This window comes from Micromonospora sp. BL4, from assembly GCF_003667505.1.
GTDB lineage: Bacteria > Actinomycetota > Actinomycetes > Mycobacteriales > Micromonosporaceae > Micromonospora.
In genome coordinates, this window is the sequence record NZ_RCVJ01000076.1 from 1 (window position 1) to 16583 (window position 16583).

General features: G+C 72.0%; 13 protein-coding genes and 1 pseudogene. 2 read left to right on the plus strand and 12 right to left on the minus strand.

Annotated elements, in window-relative coordinates:
• Positions 1 to 499 precede the first annotated feature (499 nt).
• From EAD89_RS06075 to EAD89_RS06120, 10 genes are all read right to left on the minus strand, one after another.
• Positions 500 to 1726, minus strand: coding sequence for a Gfo/Idh/MocA family protein (locus EAD89_RS06075; RefSeq protein WP_121655901.1), 1227 nt, complete (start codon positions 1724 to 1726; stop codon positions 500 to 502).
• Between the two features lie 20 nt (positions 1727 to 1746).
• Positions 1747 to 2799, minus strand: coding sequence for a substrate-binding domain-containing protein (locus tag EAD89_RS06080; RefSeq protein WP_121655902.1), 1053 nt, complete (start codon positions 2797 to 2799; stop codon positions 1747 to 1749).
• A 95-nt stretch (positions 2800 to 2894) separates the two neighbouring features.
• Positions 2895 to 4022 (minus strand): ABC transporter permease, encoded by a 1128-nt coding sequence (locus tag EAD89_RS06085; RefSeq protein ID WP_121655903.1) that lies wholly within the window; start codon positions 4020 to 4022, stop codon positions 2895 to 2897.
• Entirely contained in the window at positions 4019 to 5560 is a 1542-nt protein-coding gene (locus tag EAD89_RS06090; protein ID WP_199723492.1) for a sugar ABC transporter ATP-binding protein, read from the minus strand. The genes EAD89_RS06085 and EAD89_RS06090 overlap by 4 nt, the downstream gene beginning before the upstream one ends.
• A gap of 109 nt (positions 5561 to 5669) precedes the next feature.
• Positions 5670 to 6848, minus strand: a complete 1179-nt coding sequence (locus EAD89_RS06095; protein ID WP_121655904.1) for an ROK family transcriptional regulator — start codon at positions 6846 to 6848, stop codon at positions 5670 to 5672.
• A 279-nt stretch (positions 6849 to 7127) separates the two neighbouring features.
• Positions 7128 to 8147 carry a YihY/virulence factor BrkB family protein gene (locus EAD89_RS06100; protein ID WP_121675036.1) on the minus strand — a complete coding sequence of 340 codons (1020 nt, stop codon included), beginning with the start codon at positions 8145 to 8147 and terminating at the stop codon, positions 7128 to 7130.
• Between the two features lie 62 nt (positions 8148 to 8209).
• Positions 8210 to 9019, minus strand: a complete 810-nt coding sequence (locus EAD89_RS06105; protein WP_121675037.1) for an ABC transporter permease — start codon at positions 9017 to 9019, stop codon at positions 8210 to 8212.
• A 9-nt stretch (positions 9020 to 9028) separates the two neighbouring features.
• A complete protein-coding gene (locus EAD89_RS06110) occupies positions 9029 to 9829 on the minus strand; it encodes an ABC transporter permease (RefSeq protein ID WP_121675042.1) in 801 nt (266 codons plus the stop codon).
• A gap of 400 nt (positions 9830 to 10229) precedes the next feature.
• Positions 10230 to 10772, minus strand: a complete 543-nt coding sequence (locus EAD89_RS06115; RefSeq protein ID WP_121675038.1) for a hypothetical protein — start codon at positions 10770 to 10772, stop codon at positions 10230 to 10232.
• A 133-nt stretch (positions 10773 to 10905) separates the two neighbouring features.
• The gene (locus EAD89_RS06120; RefSeq protein ID WP_121675039.1) at positions 10906 to 11838 is read right to left on the minus strand and encodes an ABC transporter ATP-binding protein; all 933 of its coding nucleotides are present in this window, start codon (positions 11836 to 11838) and stop codon (positions 10906 to 10908) included.
• 143 nt (positions 11839 to 11981) lie between these two features.
• Here EAD89_RS06120 and EAD89_RS06125 point away from each other — a divergent pair, with 143 nt between their 5' ends.
• Both EAD89_RS06125 and EAD89_RS06130 read left to right on the plus strand, forming a co-directional pair.
• Complete coding sequence (locus tag EAD89_RS06125; RefSeq protein WP_199733421.1) at positions 11982 to 14477, plus strand: TRAP transporter fused permease subunit; 2496 nt, start codon at positions 11982 to 11984, stop codon at positions 14475 to 14477.
• On the plus strand, positions 14474 to 15493 hold the full coding sequence (locus EAD89_RS06130; RefSeq protein ID WP_121675040.1) for a TAXI family TRAP transporter solute-binding subunit: 1020 nt from the start codon (positions 14474 to 14476) through the stop codon (positions 15491 to 15493). Before EAD89_RS06125 ends, EAD89_RS06130 begins: the two co-directional genes overlap by 4 nt.
• Positions 15494 to 15534: 41 nt before the next feature.
• Here EAD89_RS06130 and EAD89_RS06135 read toward each other — a convergent pair whose 3' ends face one another.
• Together EAD89_RS06135 and EAD89_RS06140 are read right to left on the minus strand one after the other, a co-directional pair.
• On the minus strand, positions 15535 to 16071 hold the full coding sequence (locus tag EAD89_RS06135) for a hypothetical protein (RefSeq protein ID WP_121675041.1): 537 nt from the start codon (positions 16069 to 16071) through the stop codon (positions 15535 to 15537).
• Positions 16072 to 16583: pseudogene (locus tag EAD89_RS06140) on the minus strand (DNA primase); the annotation flags it as partial.

Below are 16583 nucleotides of genomic sequence, written 5' to 3' on the forward strand. Positions count from 1 at the left end.
GCCGGGAGCCGGTCCGGCGTCGGCGGCGACGACGCCGGACCGGCTCCCGGCACGGGTGCGGGCAGACGGGGCTGGTAGGCAGGGTCGGTCGGCGTCTCGACCCTGCCTCCCCCGCATCCGGCCGGCCGGGGCGTTGGCATGCCCCGACCGGACGTCTCAGGCCGCCGTGCCCATCGGATCGTCGACCGGTGTGCGGCCCGCCGGATGTCGGCGGGCGGACGCGGTACGGGTGGGGGCTGCGGCGGGCGGTGCCATCAGGTCCTCCGGATCGCCGGGGGTGGTGGCGGTCCTCCGGTGCGGCCGGGGAATCCCGGTCCGGACGCACCGGACGACCGTCCTGCTCGTGCGCCACCGGGCCGTACGGCCCGGCTGCACGCCCTCCGGCGCCGACCTCGTCCCGACCGCGGGGCGCAAACCGCGGCCGGTCCCTCGCCGGTCAGCTCCGGAAAGCCGGTCGGGCGATGGTGGCGCGAACACCACCATCGCGGATGGTCAGAGGTCAGACGGCCACCGCGGCCAACGCCGGTTGCACCTCGGTCCAGGAGGAGCCGAGCTCCGCCGAACGGGTCACCGCGTCCAGCACGAGCTGGACCTGCAACGCGTCGGCGAAGGAGGGAGCCGGGTCGGCGCCGGTGGCGACCGCCTCGATGAAGTCACGCATCTGGTGGGTGAAGGAGTGCTCGTAGCCGATGATGTGGCCGGGCGGCCACCACGCCGACATGTACGGGTGCTCGCCCTCGGTCACCAGGATGCGGCTGAAACCCTGTTCCACGCTGGGCCGGGAGGCGTCGTAGAACTCCAGCTCGTTGAGGCGTTCCAGGTCGAAGACCACGCTGCCCAGCGAGCCGTTGATCTCGACACGCAGGGCGTTCTTGCGGCCGGTGGCGAACCGGCTCGCCTCGTACGTGGCCAGCGCGCCACCGTCGAGCCGGGCCACGAAGACCGCGGCGTCGTCGACGGTGACCGGACCGGTGGCCGGAGCGTTGCCGTCGAGCGACCCGCTGCCGTCCACCGAGGCCGCCAACCCGTTGGACCCGGCCGGCAGGGGCCGTTCCTTGACGAAGGTCTCGGTGACCGCGCTGACACCGGTGATCCGCTGCCCGGTGACGAACTGGGTCAGATCGATGATGTGCGCGCCGATGTCGCCGAGCGCGCCGGAGCCCGCCCTGTCCTTCTGCAACCGCCACACCAGTGGGAACTGCGGGTCCACGATCCAGTCCTGCAGGTACGTCGCGCGGACGTGTCGAATCACCCCGAGTCGTCCGTCGGCGACCAGCTGGCGCATCATCGTGACCGCGGGAACCCGGCGGTAGTTGAACCCGCACATCGACCGCACCCCGGCCGCCCGGGCGGTGTCCGCCGCGGCGGTCATCGCCCGCGCCTCGGCCACCGTGTTGGCCAACGGCTTCTCGCACAGCACGTGCTTGCCGGCGGCCAACGCGGCGAGGGCGATCTCGGCGTGACTGTCGCCCGGGGTGCAGACGTCGACCACGTCGATGTCGTCCCGGCTGATCAGGTCACGCCAGTCCGTGGTGTACGCGTCCCAGCCGAGCCGGTCCGCGGCGGCCGCCACGTTTCCGGTGTCCCGGCCGCAGATCAGCGCCATCCGGGCCCGCGCCGGCAGGTCGTACACGCGGTTCACGGTGCGCCACGCCTGCGAGTGCGCGGCGCCCATGAACGCGTAGCCGACCATGCCGACCCGCAGTTCTTTGTCTGTTGTGGACAAGGTGGGTCTCCCCCCGTGTGTCAGAACCCGAGCTTCTCGTAGCTGCTCGCGTTCTCCTTGGTGATCGTCTCGGAGGCGAGGGTCACTTCCTTGGGCACCTGCAGCTCCGTGAGGTCGCCCAGGCCACGGCCCTGCGCGACGAGCCGGGCGAGCGAGATCGCCGACGACGCCATCGACGGGTTGTAGGTGACCGTCGCCTTGAGCACGGTGTTGTCGGCCTTGATCGCCTCGATGGCGAGCTTCGAGCCGGCGCCGCCGACCATGAAGAACTCCGACCGGTTGGCCTGCTTGATGGCGGCGAGCACGCCGATGCCCTGGTCGTCGTCGTGGTTCCAGAGCGCGTCGATCTTCGGCAGCGCCTGGAGCAGCTGGGCCGCCTCACGCTGGCCGCTGTCCGAGGTGAACTCGGCCGAGCGACGGTTGTTCACCTTGAACCCGTACGTCGCCAGGGCCGCCGCGAAGCCGGCGCTGCGCTCGACGGTCAGCGGGATCTCCAGACCGGCGATCTCACCGATGATCGGGTTGGCGACGCCCTTGTCCTTGAGCTGCTTGCCGATGAAGTGCCCGGCGGAGACGCCCATGCCGTAGTTGTCGCCCTTGATGACCAGCCGCGAGGCCAGCGCGTCGGGGAAGACCCGGTCGAGGTTGACGATCGGGATGCCCGCCTGCATCGCCTGGAGGGCGACCGCGTTGACCTCCTTGCCGTCGTGCGGCAGCACGACGATGATGTCCGGCTTCTGGGCGATCAGCGTGCCGAGCGTGGAGCGCTGCGCCTCCGACGTCGTCCCGCCGTCGACCTCCTTGAGCTCGACGTCCGAGTAGGCGGCGGCCTGCGCCTTGGCGTTGGCGTGGATCGCGCCCATCCAGCCGTGGTCGGCGGCCGGGGCGGAGAAGCCGATGACGACCTTCTTGCCCGGGGCGTTGTTGCCGGCGCCGTCTCCGGCGGCCTTGGTCTGCGTGCTGGCCGCCGGGGTCTCGTTGCTGGTGCAGGCGGTGAGCAGGGTGGCGGCGCCGACAGCGGCCCCACCGAAGAGCAAGCGACGGCGCGACAGGTCGCGACTGTGCTGGGTCATGACGACCTCCTGGGAACGGGATGGAGTTGTTGAGGGTGTGCGAGGTCCGGCCACTGTCGAAGGTCTCGACGTGGCCAGGAACAACGTGCGGTGCGTCAGGTTGTGGTGGTGAGCCTGTTCCGCGCGAGGAGCCGAGTGAAGGACTTGAACTGGAACTGCTGGACCAGGACGGCCGCGACGATGATGCCGCCCTTGACCATGTTCTGCGCCTCGATGGAGAGGCCGTTGATGGCGAAGAGGTTGGTGATGGTGGCAAAGATGATCACGCCGAGCAGCGAGCCGACGATCGTGCCCCGGCCACCGCTGAGCAGCGTCCCGCCGATGATCGCTGCGGCGATCGCGTCCAGCTCGTAGAGGTTCGCCATCGCCGCCTGGGCCGAGGTGGCCTGGGAGGTGAGCATGATGGCGGCGATGCCGCAGCAGAGGCCGGACAGCGCGTAGAGCAGCATGGTGTGCCGGCGGACGTTGATGCCGGCCAGCCGCGCGGCCTCCGGGTTGCCGCCGACGGCGATGGTGCGCCGACCGAAGGTCGTCCGGTTGAGCAGGATCCACCCGGCCACCACCACCGCGCCGAGGATGTAGACCAGGATCGGAATACCGAGCACCTTGCGCGCAGCGATGTCGTTGATGAAGGTGCTGCTCGACACCTGGGTCTGCTTGTTGGAGATCGACGCCGCGAGCCCGCGCGCCGCCACCAGCATCGCGAGCGTCGCGATGAACGGCACCAGCCGCCCGTACGAGATGAGCACGCCGTTGACCAGACCAACGCAGATGCCGACCACGATGGCCGTGAAGATCATGCCTCCGGCGCCGTAGCTCTGGGTGGCCACCGTGGTGCACCAGACGCCGGCCAGCGCGACGATCGCCCCGACCGACAGGTCGATCCCGCCACCGATGATCACGAACGTCATGCCGACCGTGACCACGCCGACGACCGAGGCGAGCTGGAGGATGGCCAGGATGTTGTTCCAGACCCAGTTGGGGTCGCCGTAGAGGTCGGGCTTGGTGATCGCGCCGACCACGATGAGCGCGGCCAGCACCCCGACCAGGCCGAGGTTGCGCTTGACGCCGTCGCCGTTGTCACCGCGCCACCAGGAGAGCCGGCCCCTGGATGCCGCCTTGTCGCCGGCCACCGCCGTCTCGACCGGGTCCACCGGAGGCGACTGCGCCGGCAGCTGCGAGCGCTCCGGTGTCGCCGTGGGTGTGGGAGTCGCGTCGCTCATGCCGGTGCGCCTTCCATCAGGGACCCCGCCATCACGAGGTCGAGCACGGTGTTCTCGTCGAGTTCGCCGGCCGGGGCCTCGCGGACCACCCGGCCCTCCCGCATCACCAGCACCCGGTCGGCCAGGCCGAGCACCTCGGGCACCTCGCTGGAGACCAGCAGCACCCCGACGCCCTGCGCGGCCAACGCCCGAATGACCTGGTAGAGCTCGGCCCGGGCGCCCACGTCCACGCCCCGGGTGGGCTCGTCGAGCAGCAGCAGCCTGGTGCCGCCGAGCAGCCAGCGCCCGACCACCACCTTCTGCTGGTTGCCGCCGGAGAGGGTGCGCACGGGCCGACCGACATCCCGGGGCCGCAGCTCCAGGCTCTCGGCGATCCGGTCCGCTTCGGCCCGTTCCTTGGCGGCGTCGGTGAAACCGAGCCGCGCGTACCGGCCGAAGGTGGCCAGCGTGACGTTGCGGTAGATCGGTTCGCCGAGCAGCAGCGCCTGGCTCTTGCGTTCCTCCGGTGCCATCCCCATGCCGGCCCGCACCGCGGAGCCAACGCCGGGACGCAGCACCCGCCCGTCCATCCGGACCGAGCCGGCCTCCGCGACGCGGGCGCCGTAAATGGTCTCCAGCAACTCGGAGCGGCCGGAGCCGACCAGGCCCGCGATGCCGACGATCTCGCCGGCACGCACGTTCAGCGAGACGTCGGCGAACTCGCCGGCGCGGGTCAGCCCCTCCACCTGGAGCAGCTCGGCGCCGACGGTGTCGTCGGTCGGCCGGTCCGGGAAGACGTACTCGATGGTGCGCCCCGTCATCCGGCTGACCAGGTCGCGGGTCGGGGTGTCGCGCGCCGGCAGGTTCGCCGCCGTGGTCCGGCCGTCCTTGAGTACGGTGACCCGGTCGCCGATCTCGCGGATCTCCTCCAGGCGGTGGGAGATGTAGATGACCGCGATGCCCTGTGCGGTCAGCTCGCGGATGATCCGGAACAGGTTGCCGACCTCGTCGTGGGCCAGCACGGCGCTCGGCTCGTCCATGATGATCAGTCGCGCCTCGTGCGACAGCGCCCGCGCCATGCTGACGATCTGCTTGCCCGCCGCCGGCAGCGCCCGCACCATCCGTCCGGGCGGGATCTCGCCGTGGCCGAGCCGGCCGAGGATCTGCCGGGTGTGCCGGGCCATCCGGCCGCGTCGGACGAACCCGAAGCGGCGGTGCTCGTGGCCGAGGAAGGCGTTCTCCGCCACCGAGAGATCCTCGACGAGGTCGAGTTCCTGGTAGATGGTCGCGATGCCGGCGCGCATGGCGGCCTGCGGATTGGCGAAGGTGACCTGCTCGCCACGCCACTCGACCTCGCCGGAGTCCGGCTGGTGCACGCCGGCCAGCACCTTGATGAGGGTGGACTTGCCGGCGCCGTTCTGCCCGAGCAGGCAGTGCACCTCGCCGGCGCGCACCTCCAGCTGCACGCCGTCCAGGGCGCGTACGCCGGGGAAGGTCTTGACCACGTCGGTCAGGCGCAGGACGACCTCACCGGCGACGGTGTCGGCGGGGGCTTCGATCAGCGGCGCGTCGGCGTCGGTGGCCGTCGGCTCGGTGGCGGCGTTCTCCTCGGACTGGGCCACAGTCTCCTCCTCGCTCACGACGGTTTTCCGGCTCGCGACTGCGGGCTCATGAGGCCTCCGCGAAGGCGACGTCGCTGGCGAGCACCGCCGCGCCGGCGACACCGGCCCGACCGCCGAGCTCGGAGAGCACGACCGGCAGGTTGCCGGTGGCCAGCGGCAGCGAGCGGCGGTAGACCACGCTGCGGATCTCGGCGAGCAGGATGTGCCCGAGTTGGGCCAGCCCGCCGCCGATCACGATCATCGACGGGTTGGTGAAGCTGACCAGGCCGGCGAGCACCCCGCCGACCCGCCGTCCACCGTCCCGGATCAGCTGGATGCAGGTGACGTCCCCCTCGACGGCGCCCTCGGCGACGTCGAGAGCGGTCACCACGCCGCGCAGGGCCATCCGCTCGGCCAGCGCCGGCGACGACCCGCTGCGGGCCGCGGCGGTGGCGTCCTTGGCCAGCGCGGCGCCGCTGAACAGCGCCTCCAGGCAGCCGACGTTGCCGCAGGAGCACATCGGACCGTGCGCGTCGACCTGGATGTGGCCGATGTCCCCGGCGCAGCCGTCGGTGCCCCGGTAGACCTCGCCGGTGAGGTAGATCCCACACCCTATTCCGGTGCCGATCTTCACGAAGAGGAAGTCGTCCACCGAGTGCGCCACCCCGCCGTGTCGCTCCCCGATCGCCATGATGTTGACGTCGTTGTCGACCACCGCCGGGCAGCCGTGCTCCCGGCTGAGCAGCTCGCGCACCGGGAACCGGTCCCAGCCGGGCATGATCGGCGGTGAGACCGGCACGCCGTCGCGGAAGCTGACCGGGCCGGGCACGCCGATGCCGACCGCGTCCAGCCGCTCGTACGCGCCGTCGACCTTGGCCTTGTGCAGCAGCTCGTTGACCCGTTGCAGGGTCACCTTCGGTCCGTTGCGGATGTCGGCGGCCTCGGCGTAGTGGGCCACCGGCTCGAGCCGGCCGTTGACCACCTCGACGTCCATCGAGCTGGCGCCCAGGTCCACGGCCGCGAACCGCAGCTTCGGGTTCAGCTCGACCAGGGTGGAGCGACGTCCGCCCCGGGAGGCGGCGAGCCCGGCTTCGGCGACGTAGCCCAGCGCGACCAGTCGGTCCAGCTCAGCCAGCAGCCGCGGGCGCGGCATCTGGAGCCGGTCGGCCAGCTCGGCGCGGGACACGGCCCCCTCGTCGCGGAGTAACCGCAACAGCCGGACGTGCAGGGGGTCGACGGTCCGCACCCGGACTCACCTCTTCATTGGACTCGTTCACATCGGCGCAATGCCGATGTGTTGTGTCCGACACAGTAGGAGCGTTCCGAGTCGCCTGTCCAGAGCTTCAGCCATTCTGATGCCAACTTTTGTCCGGAAGAACAAAAGCTACTAGTCGATCAAGAAAAGGATCACCGGCTGCCCGGGCCCGCTCGCCCGGTGTGCCGCCTCCGGACACGCGACCGCCCCACCACCCGATACGCGGGCGGCGGGGCGGTCGACGGACGGCGGAGGGGTCGACGCGGACGGTCAGCGACGGCCGGCGGAGTTCCGCTTCTTCCTCAGCTTGCGGTCGTCGCGCAGCTCGACGTACGGCTCGTCGTCGACCGAGTGGCCGGCCGAGATGGCCCTGCTGCGCTCCAGCTCCGCGTCGAACTCGGCGCCCAGCAGGATCGCGATGTTGCTCAACCAGAGCCAGACCAAGAAGATGATCACCCCGGCCAGCGCCCCGTAGGTCTTGTTGTACGAGCCGAAGTTGCTGACGTAGAAGGCGAACAGGCCGGAGATCACCAGCCAGATCACCACGGCCAGCACGCCACCCGGGCTGACCCAGCGGAACCCGCCGTGCCGCGCGTTCGGCGAGGCCCAGTAGAGGATGGCGAACATCAGGCTGACCAGGAGCAGCAGCACCGGCCACTTGGCGATGTCCCACACCGTGACGGCCGTTGAGCCGAGGCCGATCGCGTCCCCGACCAACTCGGCGAGACGGCCGGTGAAGACCACGATCACCGCACTGGCCAGCAGCAGCACCCCGATCACCGCGGTCACACCGAGCCGGATCGGCAGCGTCTTCCAGATCGGCCGCCCCTCCGGCACGTCGTAGATGGTGTTCGAGGCGCGCATGAACGCGCCGATGTATCCAGATGCGGACCAGAACGCCGCCAGCAGACCGATGATCGCCGCGATGCTGGCCAGGCCGCCGTTCCTGTCGGCCGTGTCCAACGCGTCGGTGATGATCTGCCGGATGTTGCCCTCCGGCACCGCCTGGTTGACGGTGTCCGTGACGCCCTGGGTGGCGCTCTCGCCGAGCAGGCCCAGGATGGAGATCAACACCAGCAGCCCGGGGAAGATGGACAGCACCCCGTAATAGGTCAGCGCCGCCGCCCAGTCGGTGAGGCTGTCGTCCTGGAACTCGGTGATCGTGCGGCGTAACGCCGCCTTCCAGCCGCTGCCGGGCAGATCGGCGGGGCTGTCCGGCCCCTCGTCCGGGCCGACCGGCCCGCGAGCCGACTCACGCCCGGTGCCGGTGGAAGACTGGTCGGAGGCCATCGCCCCTCCTCATCGTCGTGGTGTCGCCTCCGACATGCCCCGAGGAGGGCGGCGGATAACCCCTACCGGTAGAGCAACCTGCCCATCCGGCGGGAGGCGACCAGCAGGCCCAGCGCCATCATCGCCAGCAGGTAGAGCACGTCGAGCAGCCAGAGCCAGCCGCCGGTGCCCAGTGCGACACCGCGGATCAGGTGCACCGACCGGTAGAGCGGGGTGACCTCGATCAGCCAGTGCAGCAGGGTCGGGTAGGCCTGGGCCGGCACGAACGTGCCGGAGAACAGGAACAGCGTGAACTGGGCCGAGCCCATCAGGTCGAAATCCTGCCAGCTGCGCATGAAGGTGGACAGCGCCATGCCGAGCGCGCCGAATGCGAACCCGACCAGCACGGCGGCCGGCAGGGCGGTCACCGCCCGGGCGACCGTGGTCAGGCCCAGCGCGACCATCACCCCGAGGAACGCCGCCGAGTAGGCGCTGCCCCGCAGCATCGCCCAGCCCAACTCGCCGAGCGCGATCTCGAACGGCCGTACCGGGGTGGCGATCACCCCGTCGTACAGCTTCATGTATTTCATCTTGCCGAAGAAGTTGAACGTGGTCTCCGCGAGCGCCCCGGTCATCGCCGAGGAGGCCAGCATCGCCGGGGCCACGAACTCGGCGTACGAGACCAGCCGCCCGTCGGGCAGCGGCAGGTCGCCGACCAGCGTGCCGACGCCCACCCCGATCGAGAGCAGGTAGAGCAGCGGCTCCACGAAGCCGGAGAGCAGCAGCAGCCAGTAGACCGACTTCAGCGCCGCGACGTTGCGCTCGACCACCGACGCCGACCGCCGGGACGCGGCGGAGACGTCGACCAGCCGAGGCAGGATCAGCGTGACCACGAGGACTCCCTAGACGACGAGCTTGCGACGGAACGCCCGCAGCGCCAGCAGCCAGCCGGCGAGCGACCAGGCCGCCAGGTAGAGCAGGTGCCCGAGGATCGACCACTGTGGGGCGATGCCCAGCGTGGCCGCGCGGCAGAGGTCGACGGCGTGCCACAGCGGCGTCACGTACGCCAACCAGCGCAGCGCCTCGGGCAGCGACTCGACCGGGAAGAACACCCCGGCGAACAGCGTCATCGGAATGACGGCGAACCGGAACAGCATCGCCAGCCAACTGTCGCTGGACACCGACGCCGCGTACGCGAAGGTCGGCGCGGCCACGGCCAGCCCGAGCAGCGCCACCACCGGCAGGGTGACCACCGCCCACGGTGAGCGCAACGCCCCGAACAGCCCGGTGACCAGCAGGAACGCCACGATCGTGGTGAGCACCCGGAACAGCACGAAGGCCAGGTGCCCGGCCAGGATGTCGGCCACCCGCAGCGGCGCGGCGCTCTGCGCGAAGTATGTCTTGATCCACTGGAAGTTGCTGAACACCGGCCACGTCGAGTCACCGACGGTCACCTGGAGCGCGGTCGAGGCGATCAGCCCGGGGACCAGCCAGTCGAGGTAGCGCACACCGCCGACGCCCTGGTCGATGTAGGCGCCGACGCCGAGCCCGAAGCCGAGCACGGTCAGCACCGGCAGCAGGAAAGAGGAGAACACCCCGGCCCGCCAGGTGCGCCGGTAACCCACCAGGAAGTAGTCGAACACGGCGAGCGCCGGCACCCGTGGCAGCGCGGGCCGAGCCCGCTCCCGCGCCGAACCCGCCACGCTCACCACGACCACCCCCGCCACACCACGCCGGTCACCCCGACCTTCCTACCCCCGGGGTACGACAGGCCGCCGGTCACCCTAGAACGCCAACCGCCGACCTGTCCCCCGGTTTCCGTCGGCGCGATGATCGACACGGCTTTCAGGATGTCGGGGTGTCAAAGCCGCCGCGACACCCCGACTTCCCGGAAGCCGAGTGAATCTAGGAGCGGATCGGAACGGCGCCGGTCGAGCCGGGCGGTCACCTGCTGCTCGACCTCCTCCGCCGCGAAGAGCCCGGCACCGGCCAGGACGGCGCGCCGTGATCACTGGCGGCTCAGCAGCTCGACACGCGGGAAAGGTTGCTGCTGAACCGTCAACGATCGGACCGTGTCGACCTCGGCGGCGAAGCGCGGGCCGGTCACACCGGGCGGTGGGTGCGGACCAGCGCCTGCACGGCGTAGGCGAGCAGCAGCAGCCCCAGGCCGGTGCCGACCACCAGACCGGCGGACACCGCCGAGACGAGCGCGGTGACGAGGCCCGCCGCCGCCACCACGCACACCGCGACACCGAGCGGCCGGAGCAGCGGGTCCCGCAGCAGCGGAGCGAGCGGGAAGAAGTGCAGCCCGACCACCGCGCCGACCAGCACCGGGATGTATTCCGACCAATCGGCGGCGGCCAGCACGGCGGCGCCCAACCCGGCGGCGGCGAATTCGGCGACCACGATGAGCAGGTACCGCCGGTCGGTCGCCCGGTCCCGGGTTCCGCCGCCGGCGCCCCGGCTGCGGGAAGAAACCACGCCGCCCGCCACGGCGGTGAGCAGGGCGGCCACGCTGCCCACCACCAGCAGGGCGCGCAACGGCTGCTCCGCGGCCGGCACGCTGAACCAGACGGTGGCGAAGATGCCCAGGTACAGGGCGGTCAGCCCAGCCTGGTGCCGACTGTTGGTTTGCACATCGGACACGAAAACCCCCCGTTGTCAGCGCCCGGTCGTGTGGACACGCCGACCCGGCCGCCCGATGCTACGCAAGATCACCTGGGCGGCGCACCCCCGTTCACGCGCCGCCCATTCCCTGCTCGTGGGGCGCCGACGCGGATCAGTCGACCAGGGTGCGGCCGGTCAGGTGCAGGAAGACGTCCTCCAGGCCGCTGCGCCGCACCAGCACGTTGGCCGGACTGAGCCCCAGCGCCGCGACCTCGGCGACCGCCGCGTCGCCGTCGGGCACATACAGCAGGACCCGGTCGGGTAGCACCTCGACCCGCTCGCCGAGCCCGTCGAGCTTGCCGGCGAACGGCTCCTGCGACTCGGCGGCGAAGCGAAGCTCGACCACCTCGCGGGTGGAGTGCTGCTCGATCAGCGCCCGGGGAGAACCCTCGGCGACGATCCGCCCGCCGTCCATCACCACCAGCCGGTCGCAGAGCTGCTCGGCCTCGTCCATGTAGTGCGTGGTGAGCACCAGCGTCACGCCCTGCTGCTTGAGCCGGAACAGCCGCTCCCAGACCAGGTGCCGGGCCTGCGGGTCGAGCCCCGTGGTCGGCTCGTCGAGCAGCACGATCTCCGGATCGTTGACCAGCGCGCGGGCGATGGTCAACCGACGCTTCATCCCGCCGGAGAGCGGGTCGACCTTGCTGTCGGCCCGCTCGGTGAGCTGGACGAAGTCGAGCAGCTCGGCGGCCCGCTCCCGGGCCGCCCGGCGGGAGATGCCGAAGTAGCGGGCGTAGACGGTGAGGTTCTCCCGGACGGTCAGCTCGGGGTCGAGATTGTCCAGCTGCGGGCAGACGCCGAGCCGGGCCCGGATCGCTGGCCCGTCGCGGACCGGGTCCATGTCGAGGATGCGCAGCTCGCCCCCGCTCGGTGGGGAGATGCAGCCGACCATCCGCATGGTGGAGGACTTGCCGGCGCCGTTCGGCCCCAGAAAGCCGAACGCCTCGCCCGAGCGCACATCGACGTCGATGCCGTCCACGGCGGTGAAGTCACCGAACCGCTTCACCAGCCCGCGAGCCTGAATCAGTGGTCGCCCCGAAGTCACCGCCCGACCCTAGCTGCCGGGTCCGACAGCCCTCCAGGCAAATTCCACCAGGGACGACGGGACGGTGTCGACCTCCCGTCGCACCGGGATGAAACGCCCGTCGATGCCCCACCGGCCAGTGGATCGACGTGTATCGTCCGATCGTGTCGCCCACCCGTTCGCCCGACGGTTCGCCGCCACCCGCCCAGCCGGCCAACTCCCCCGCCGATGAGCCCGCACCGGGCGACGGCGGCGCACCACCCCGACCAAGAGCGGCCGAGGCCGGCGCGCCCGATTCGGCCGGCAGCACCGACCAGGCCGGGCGGACCGACCCGGCCGGCAGCACCGACTCGGCCGGGCAGGTCGGGCAGGTCGGGCAGGCCGACCCGGTCAGGCAAGCCGAGCAGGCCGACCCGGCCGGGCAGACCGACCCGGTCAGGCAAGCCGACCCCGCCGGGCAGGCCGACCCGACCGGGCAGACCGACCCGGCCGGCAGCCAAGACCCGGGCGGGCGGGCCGACCAGATCGGGCGGGCCGACGACGACGCCCGCGTGGACGCCGAACGGGCGACACGCGACCTGGCCGCCCAGTTCGAGGACGAGAAGCCGGGGCGGGTGCTGTCCGGGCCGGCCGGTCTGCTCCTCACCGCGGCGGCGCTGGCGGTCGGCGGGCTCGCCCTCTGGCAGGTGTTCCGTCCGCTGGCGCAGGGCAGCAAGTATTACCTGATCTTCTTCCTGGCCGGCGTACTGCCGCTGGTCTTCCTGGTCTACCCGGCCGACCTGCGGCTGGCCGCCCGGCTGCGGGCTCGGCTGCGCCGCACCCGCGGCGTCGACCGACCGGTCGGGCCGGGCCTGCCACACCCGGCGCCGGCGCGACCCACGGCAGTGGACTGGGCCCTGGTCGCCCTGGCGGTGGCCGGCTGCCTCTACCCGGTGCTGCCGATCTCGATCGGTACGGGCGGCGGCGGCTACAACGCCTTCCTCGACCGGCAGGGCCTGCTGGTGCCGATGGACCTGGTGATGGGCACCCTCCTGCTGCTCCTGCTGCTCGAGGCGTGCCGACGGGCCACCGGGTGGATCCTGCCCGCGGTCTGCCTGCTGTTCCTCGGCTACGGCTACTACGGCGGCCTGCTGCCGCAGGCCTGGCCGGTCGCCCACGCGGGGCTCGACTTCAGCCAGCTGATCGACGCGTTCTACAACTCGGACAGCGGTTTCTACGGCACGCCGCTGGACGTGGCCGCCTCGTACATCGTGCTGTTCACCATCTACGGCGCGGTCCTCGAGCTCTCCGGAGCGGGGCGGTTCTTCGTCGAGCTGTCGGCGGCGGCGTTCCGCCGCTCGCGCACCGCCGCCGGGCGGACGGCGGTGGCCTCCGGCTTTTTGCTCGGCACCGTCTCCGGGTCCGGTGCCGCGACGACGGTGAGCATCGGCGCCGTCACCTGGCCGCTGCTGCGCCGCGCCGGCTATCCCCCGGAGCGGGCCGGCGGCATGCTCGCCGCGGCCGGGGTCGGCGCGATCCTCTCCCCGCCCACCCTGGGGGCGGCGGCGTTCATCATCGCCGAGTACCTCGGCGTCTCGTACCTCCAGGTGCTGGGTTGGGCCACCGTGCCGACGGTGCTCTACTACCTCGGCATCCTGCTCGCCGTGGAGATCGACGCCCGGCGCTCCGGCGTACGCCCGGTGGTGATCGACGTCAGCTCGCCGTGGCGCCTGCTGGCCCGCTTCGGCTACCACTTCGCCTCGCTGATCGCCATCGTCGTGCTCCTCGCGGTCGGCGTGTCCGCGACGAGGGCGGTCGTCCTCGCCACCATCCTGGCGCTCGCGCTCTCCTTCCTGGACCGGGCGCACCGGCTCACCCCGCCCCGGCTGGCCACCGCGCTCGTCACCGGCGTGCGCGGGGTGCTCGCGGTGACCGCCGTCTGCGCCGCCGCCGGCATCATCACGGCGACCACCACGAAGACCGGCCTCGGGCCGCAGGCGGCGGCGCTGCTGATCGGCGGGGCCGAGGCGGTCACCTCGGACCCGACCCTCGTGCTGGTGCTCACCGCGCTGCTCGCGGCCGTCGCACTGAGCCTGCTGGGGCTCGCCGTGCCGGTCACCGCCTCGTTCGTGATCGGCTGGGTGATCGTCGGCCCGGCGCTGCTCGACCTGGGCGTGGCGGCGCCCGCGGCGGCGATGTTCGTCTTCTACTTCGCGGTCCTGTCCGAGGTGTCCCCACCGACCGCGCTCGCCGCGGTGGCCGCGGCCGCGGTCACCGGCGGCCGGCTGGTGCCGACCATGTGGCAGACCCTGCGGTACGCGCTGCCGGCCTACCTGACCCCGATCGCCTTCGTGATCACGCCGGCCGGGCTCGGGTTGCTCGGCATCGGCGGCGCGCGGCGGATCGCCTTCGCCGGCGTGGTCGTCGCGCTCAGCGTGGCCGTGCTCGCCGTCGCCGCCGGTGGTTGGCTGCCCGGCGTCGGCCCCGCCGGCGCCCCGGAGCGCGTGCTCGGCGCACTCGCCGGCGTCACCCTGCTCTGGCTCGAACCCGTGCCGGTCGCGGTCGGCGCCGCACTGGCCGCCGTCGCGGTGGCGGGAGTGCTCGTACGACGCGGAGCCGCCGGCCGGGCCGGCGGGCCGCGAGCCGGATCACCAGCCAACCTCCGGGAGGAGAAACTGTGAGACGAATCGACGTACGGCTCGTGGCGGGCCTGAGTGTGGTGGCTCTCGTCGCGGTCGGCGCGGCGGGTTGCGGGGGCCAGCAGGGCGGCGCGGCCAAGGACGACGCGGCCAGCGAGGTCACCTGTGAGGTGAGCCAGCAGACCCGGGTGGGCATCGCCACCGGCAACGCGACCGGCGTCTACTACGTGGTCGGCAACGCCCTGGCCGGGCAGCTGTCCGGGGCGACCGGTGGCAAGCTCACCGGCACCGCCGCGGAGACCGGCGCCTCGGTGCAGAACGTCGAGCAGCTGGTCAGCGGCCAGTACGACGTGGCGTTCTCCCTCTTCGACACGGCCGTCAACGCGGTGCAGGGCAAGGGCAGCTTCACCGCCCCGCAGCCGGTCGAGGCGCTCGCGCGCATCTACGACAACTACACCCAGGTCGTGGTCCGCAACGACGCTCAGATCGGCTCGGTGGCCGACATGCGGGGCAAGCGGATCTCCACGGGGTCGCCGAAGTCCGGCACGGAGGTGATCGCCAACCGGCTGCTGGAGGCGGCGGGCCTCGATCCGGCCAAGGACATCCGGGCACAGCGCCTCGACCTGACCAAGACGGTCGAGGGCATGAAGGACGGCAGCATCGACGGCTTCTTCTGGTCCGGTGGTCTGCCCACCGGCGGCCTGACCGACCTGTTCACCACCGCCGGCGACCGCGTGAAGTTCATCGACATCGCGTCTCTGCTGCCGAAGATGAACGAGTTGAGCCCCGCCTACCAGGCCGGGACGATCGGGCGGGACGCGTACCGGACGGCGGCGGACACCCCGACGATCGTCGTGCCGAACGTGCTGCTGGTCCGCAAGGACCTGGACGCCAACGTCGCCTGCGCGATCACCCGGACGGTGTTCGACAAGCGGGACGCCCTGGCCCAGGCGAACCCGGCGGCCCGGGGCATCTCCCTGGAGAACGCCCGCAAGACCGAGCCGGTTCCGCTGCACCGGGGCGCGGTCAAGGCGCTGGAGGGTCTCGGCGCCAACTGACCGGCACGGCGGGTCGGGCGGCCGGCGGGCCGCCCGATCGGCTAGCCGTCGACCGGCGCGGTGGCGGCGCGGGCGACGGCGACCAGGCGGTCCGTCTCGGCGAGCAGGTCATCGTCGTCCGGCGAGGTGCCGGGGTCGAGGCGGACGGTCCAGGTCAGACCGTCCACTCCGGCCACGCGTCGGGCCGCGACCCGGGCCGCGCCGCCGGGCACCGGGTGGTGTTCGGTGTACGCGACCGAGCGGGTCACCCGGGCCCGCACCTGGTGCGGCAACTCGCCCGGGTCGAGCAGCAGGTAGGTCTCGGCCGGGCCGTCGGCGACCACCGTGTAGCCGTCGCGTTCGACGAGGGTCTCGGCGGGCGTGACGGTCAACTCCCGGCCGGACCAGACCGCCTTGAGGATGGCGTGCCACCCGAGCCGGTGCCCCCGGCCGGGCAGCCACAACCCGAGGTTGCTGGCCACCACCACCCCGTCGCCCTCGCCGTTGCCCGCCGCCGCCCAGGCCAGCACCCGCTCGTCGGCGGTCAGCGGCGGCCGGTCGGCCGGGGGAAGCTTCGGCTTGCGGCTGAACAGTCCCATCTAGAGCCCCCCTGCGGCCTGCTCGCGCAGCGCCCGCGCGTGCTGCTCCAGCGACAACAGCTCGCCGAAGGCGGCGAAGTACTCGTCCTTGTTGTTGACCGGGTTGATGCGCTGGATCCGGGACTTGAGGTCCCGGATCCGGGCCGTCACCGACCCGAACTGCACCCGGGCCATGGTGATCGACACGTAGCGCGGGTCCGGTTCGCCGTCGATCCGCAGCGGCTCCACCGCCAGCTCGCCGACGAGCGCCGCCGACGCCAGATCGTCGCAGGCGTCGCGGACCGACTCGATCCAGACCGCGCCGCCGGTCGCCGACGCGGCCCCGCCGGCCGCCGCGATGGCCGCGCGCACCGACACGTGCACCGGATGGCGGTACTCCGTGGCCTCGACGGCGTCGAACATGGGCCCGGCCAGCACCGGCTGCTGGAGGGCGAGCTTCAACGCCTCCCGCTCGACCATCGACTGGGGGCTGTCCACCGCCGGCTCGGGGCGGGCCGGAGCCGGCGGTGGAC

Excerpts from the sequence above, each read along its gene's own strand:
- EAD89_RS06135 (WP_121675041.1), bottom strand. The coding sequence starts at position 16,071 with ATGGGACTGTTCAGCCGCAAGCCGAAGCTTCCCCCGGCCGACCGGCCG.
- EAD89_RS06080 (WP_121655902.1), bottom strand. The coding sequence starts at position 2,799 with ATGACCCAGCACAGTCGCGACCTGTCGCGCCGTCGCTTGCTCTTCGGT.
- EAD89_RS06085 (WP_121655903.1), bottom strand. The coding sequence starts at position 4,022 with ATGAGCGACGCGACTCCCACACCCACGGCGACACCGGAGCGCTCGCAG.
- EAD89_RS06100 (WP_121675036.1), bottom strand. The coding sequence starts at position 8,147 with ATGGCCTCCGACCAGTCTTCCACCGGCACCGGGCGTGAGTCGGCTCGC.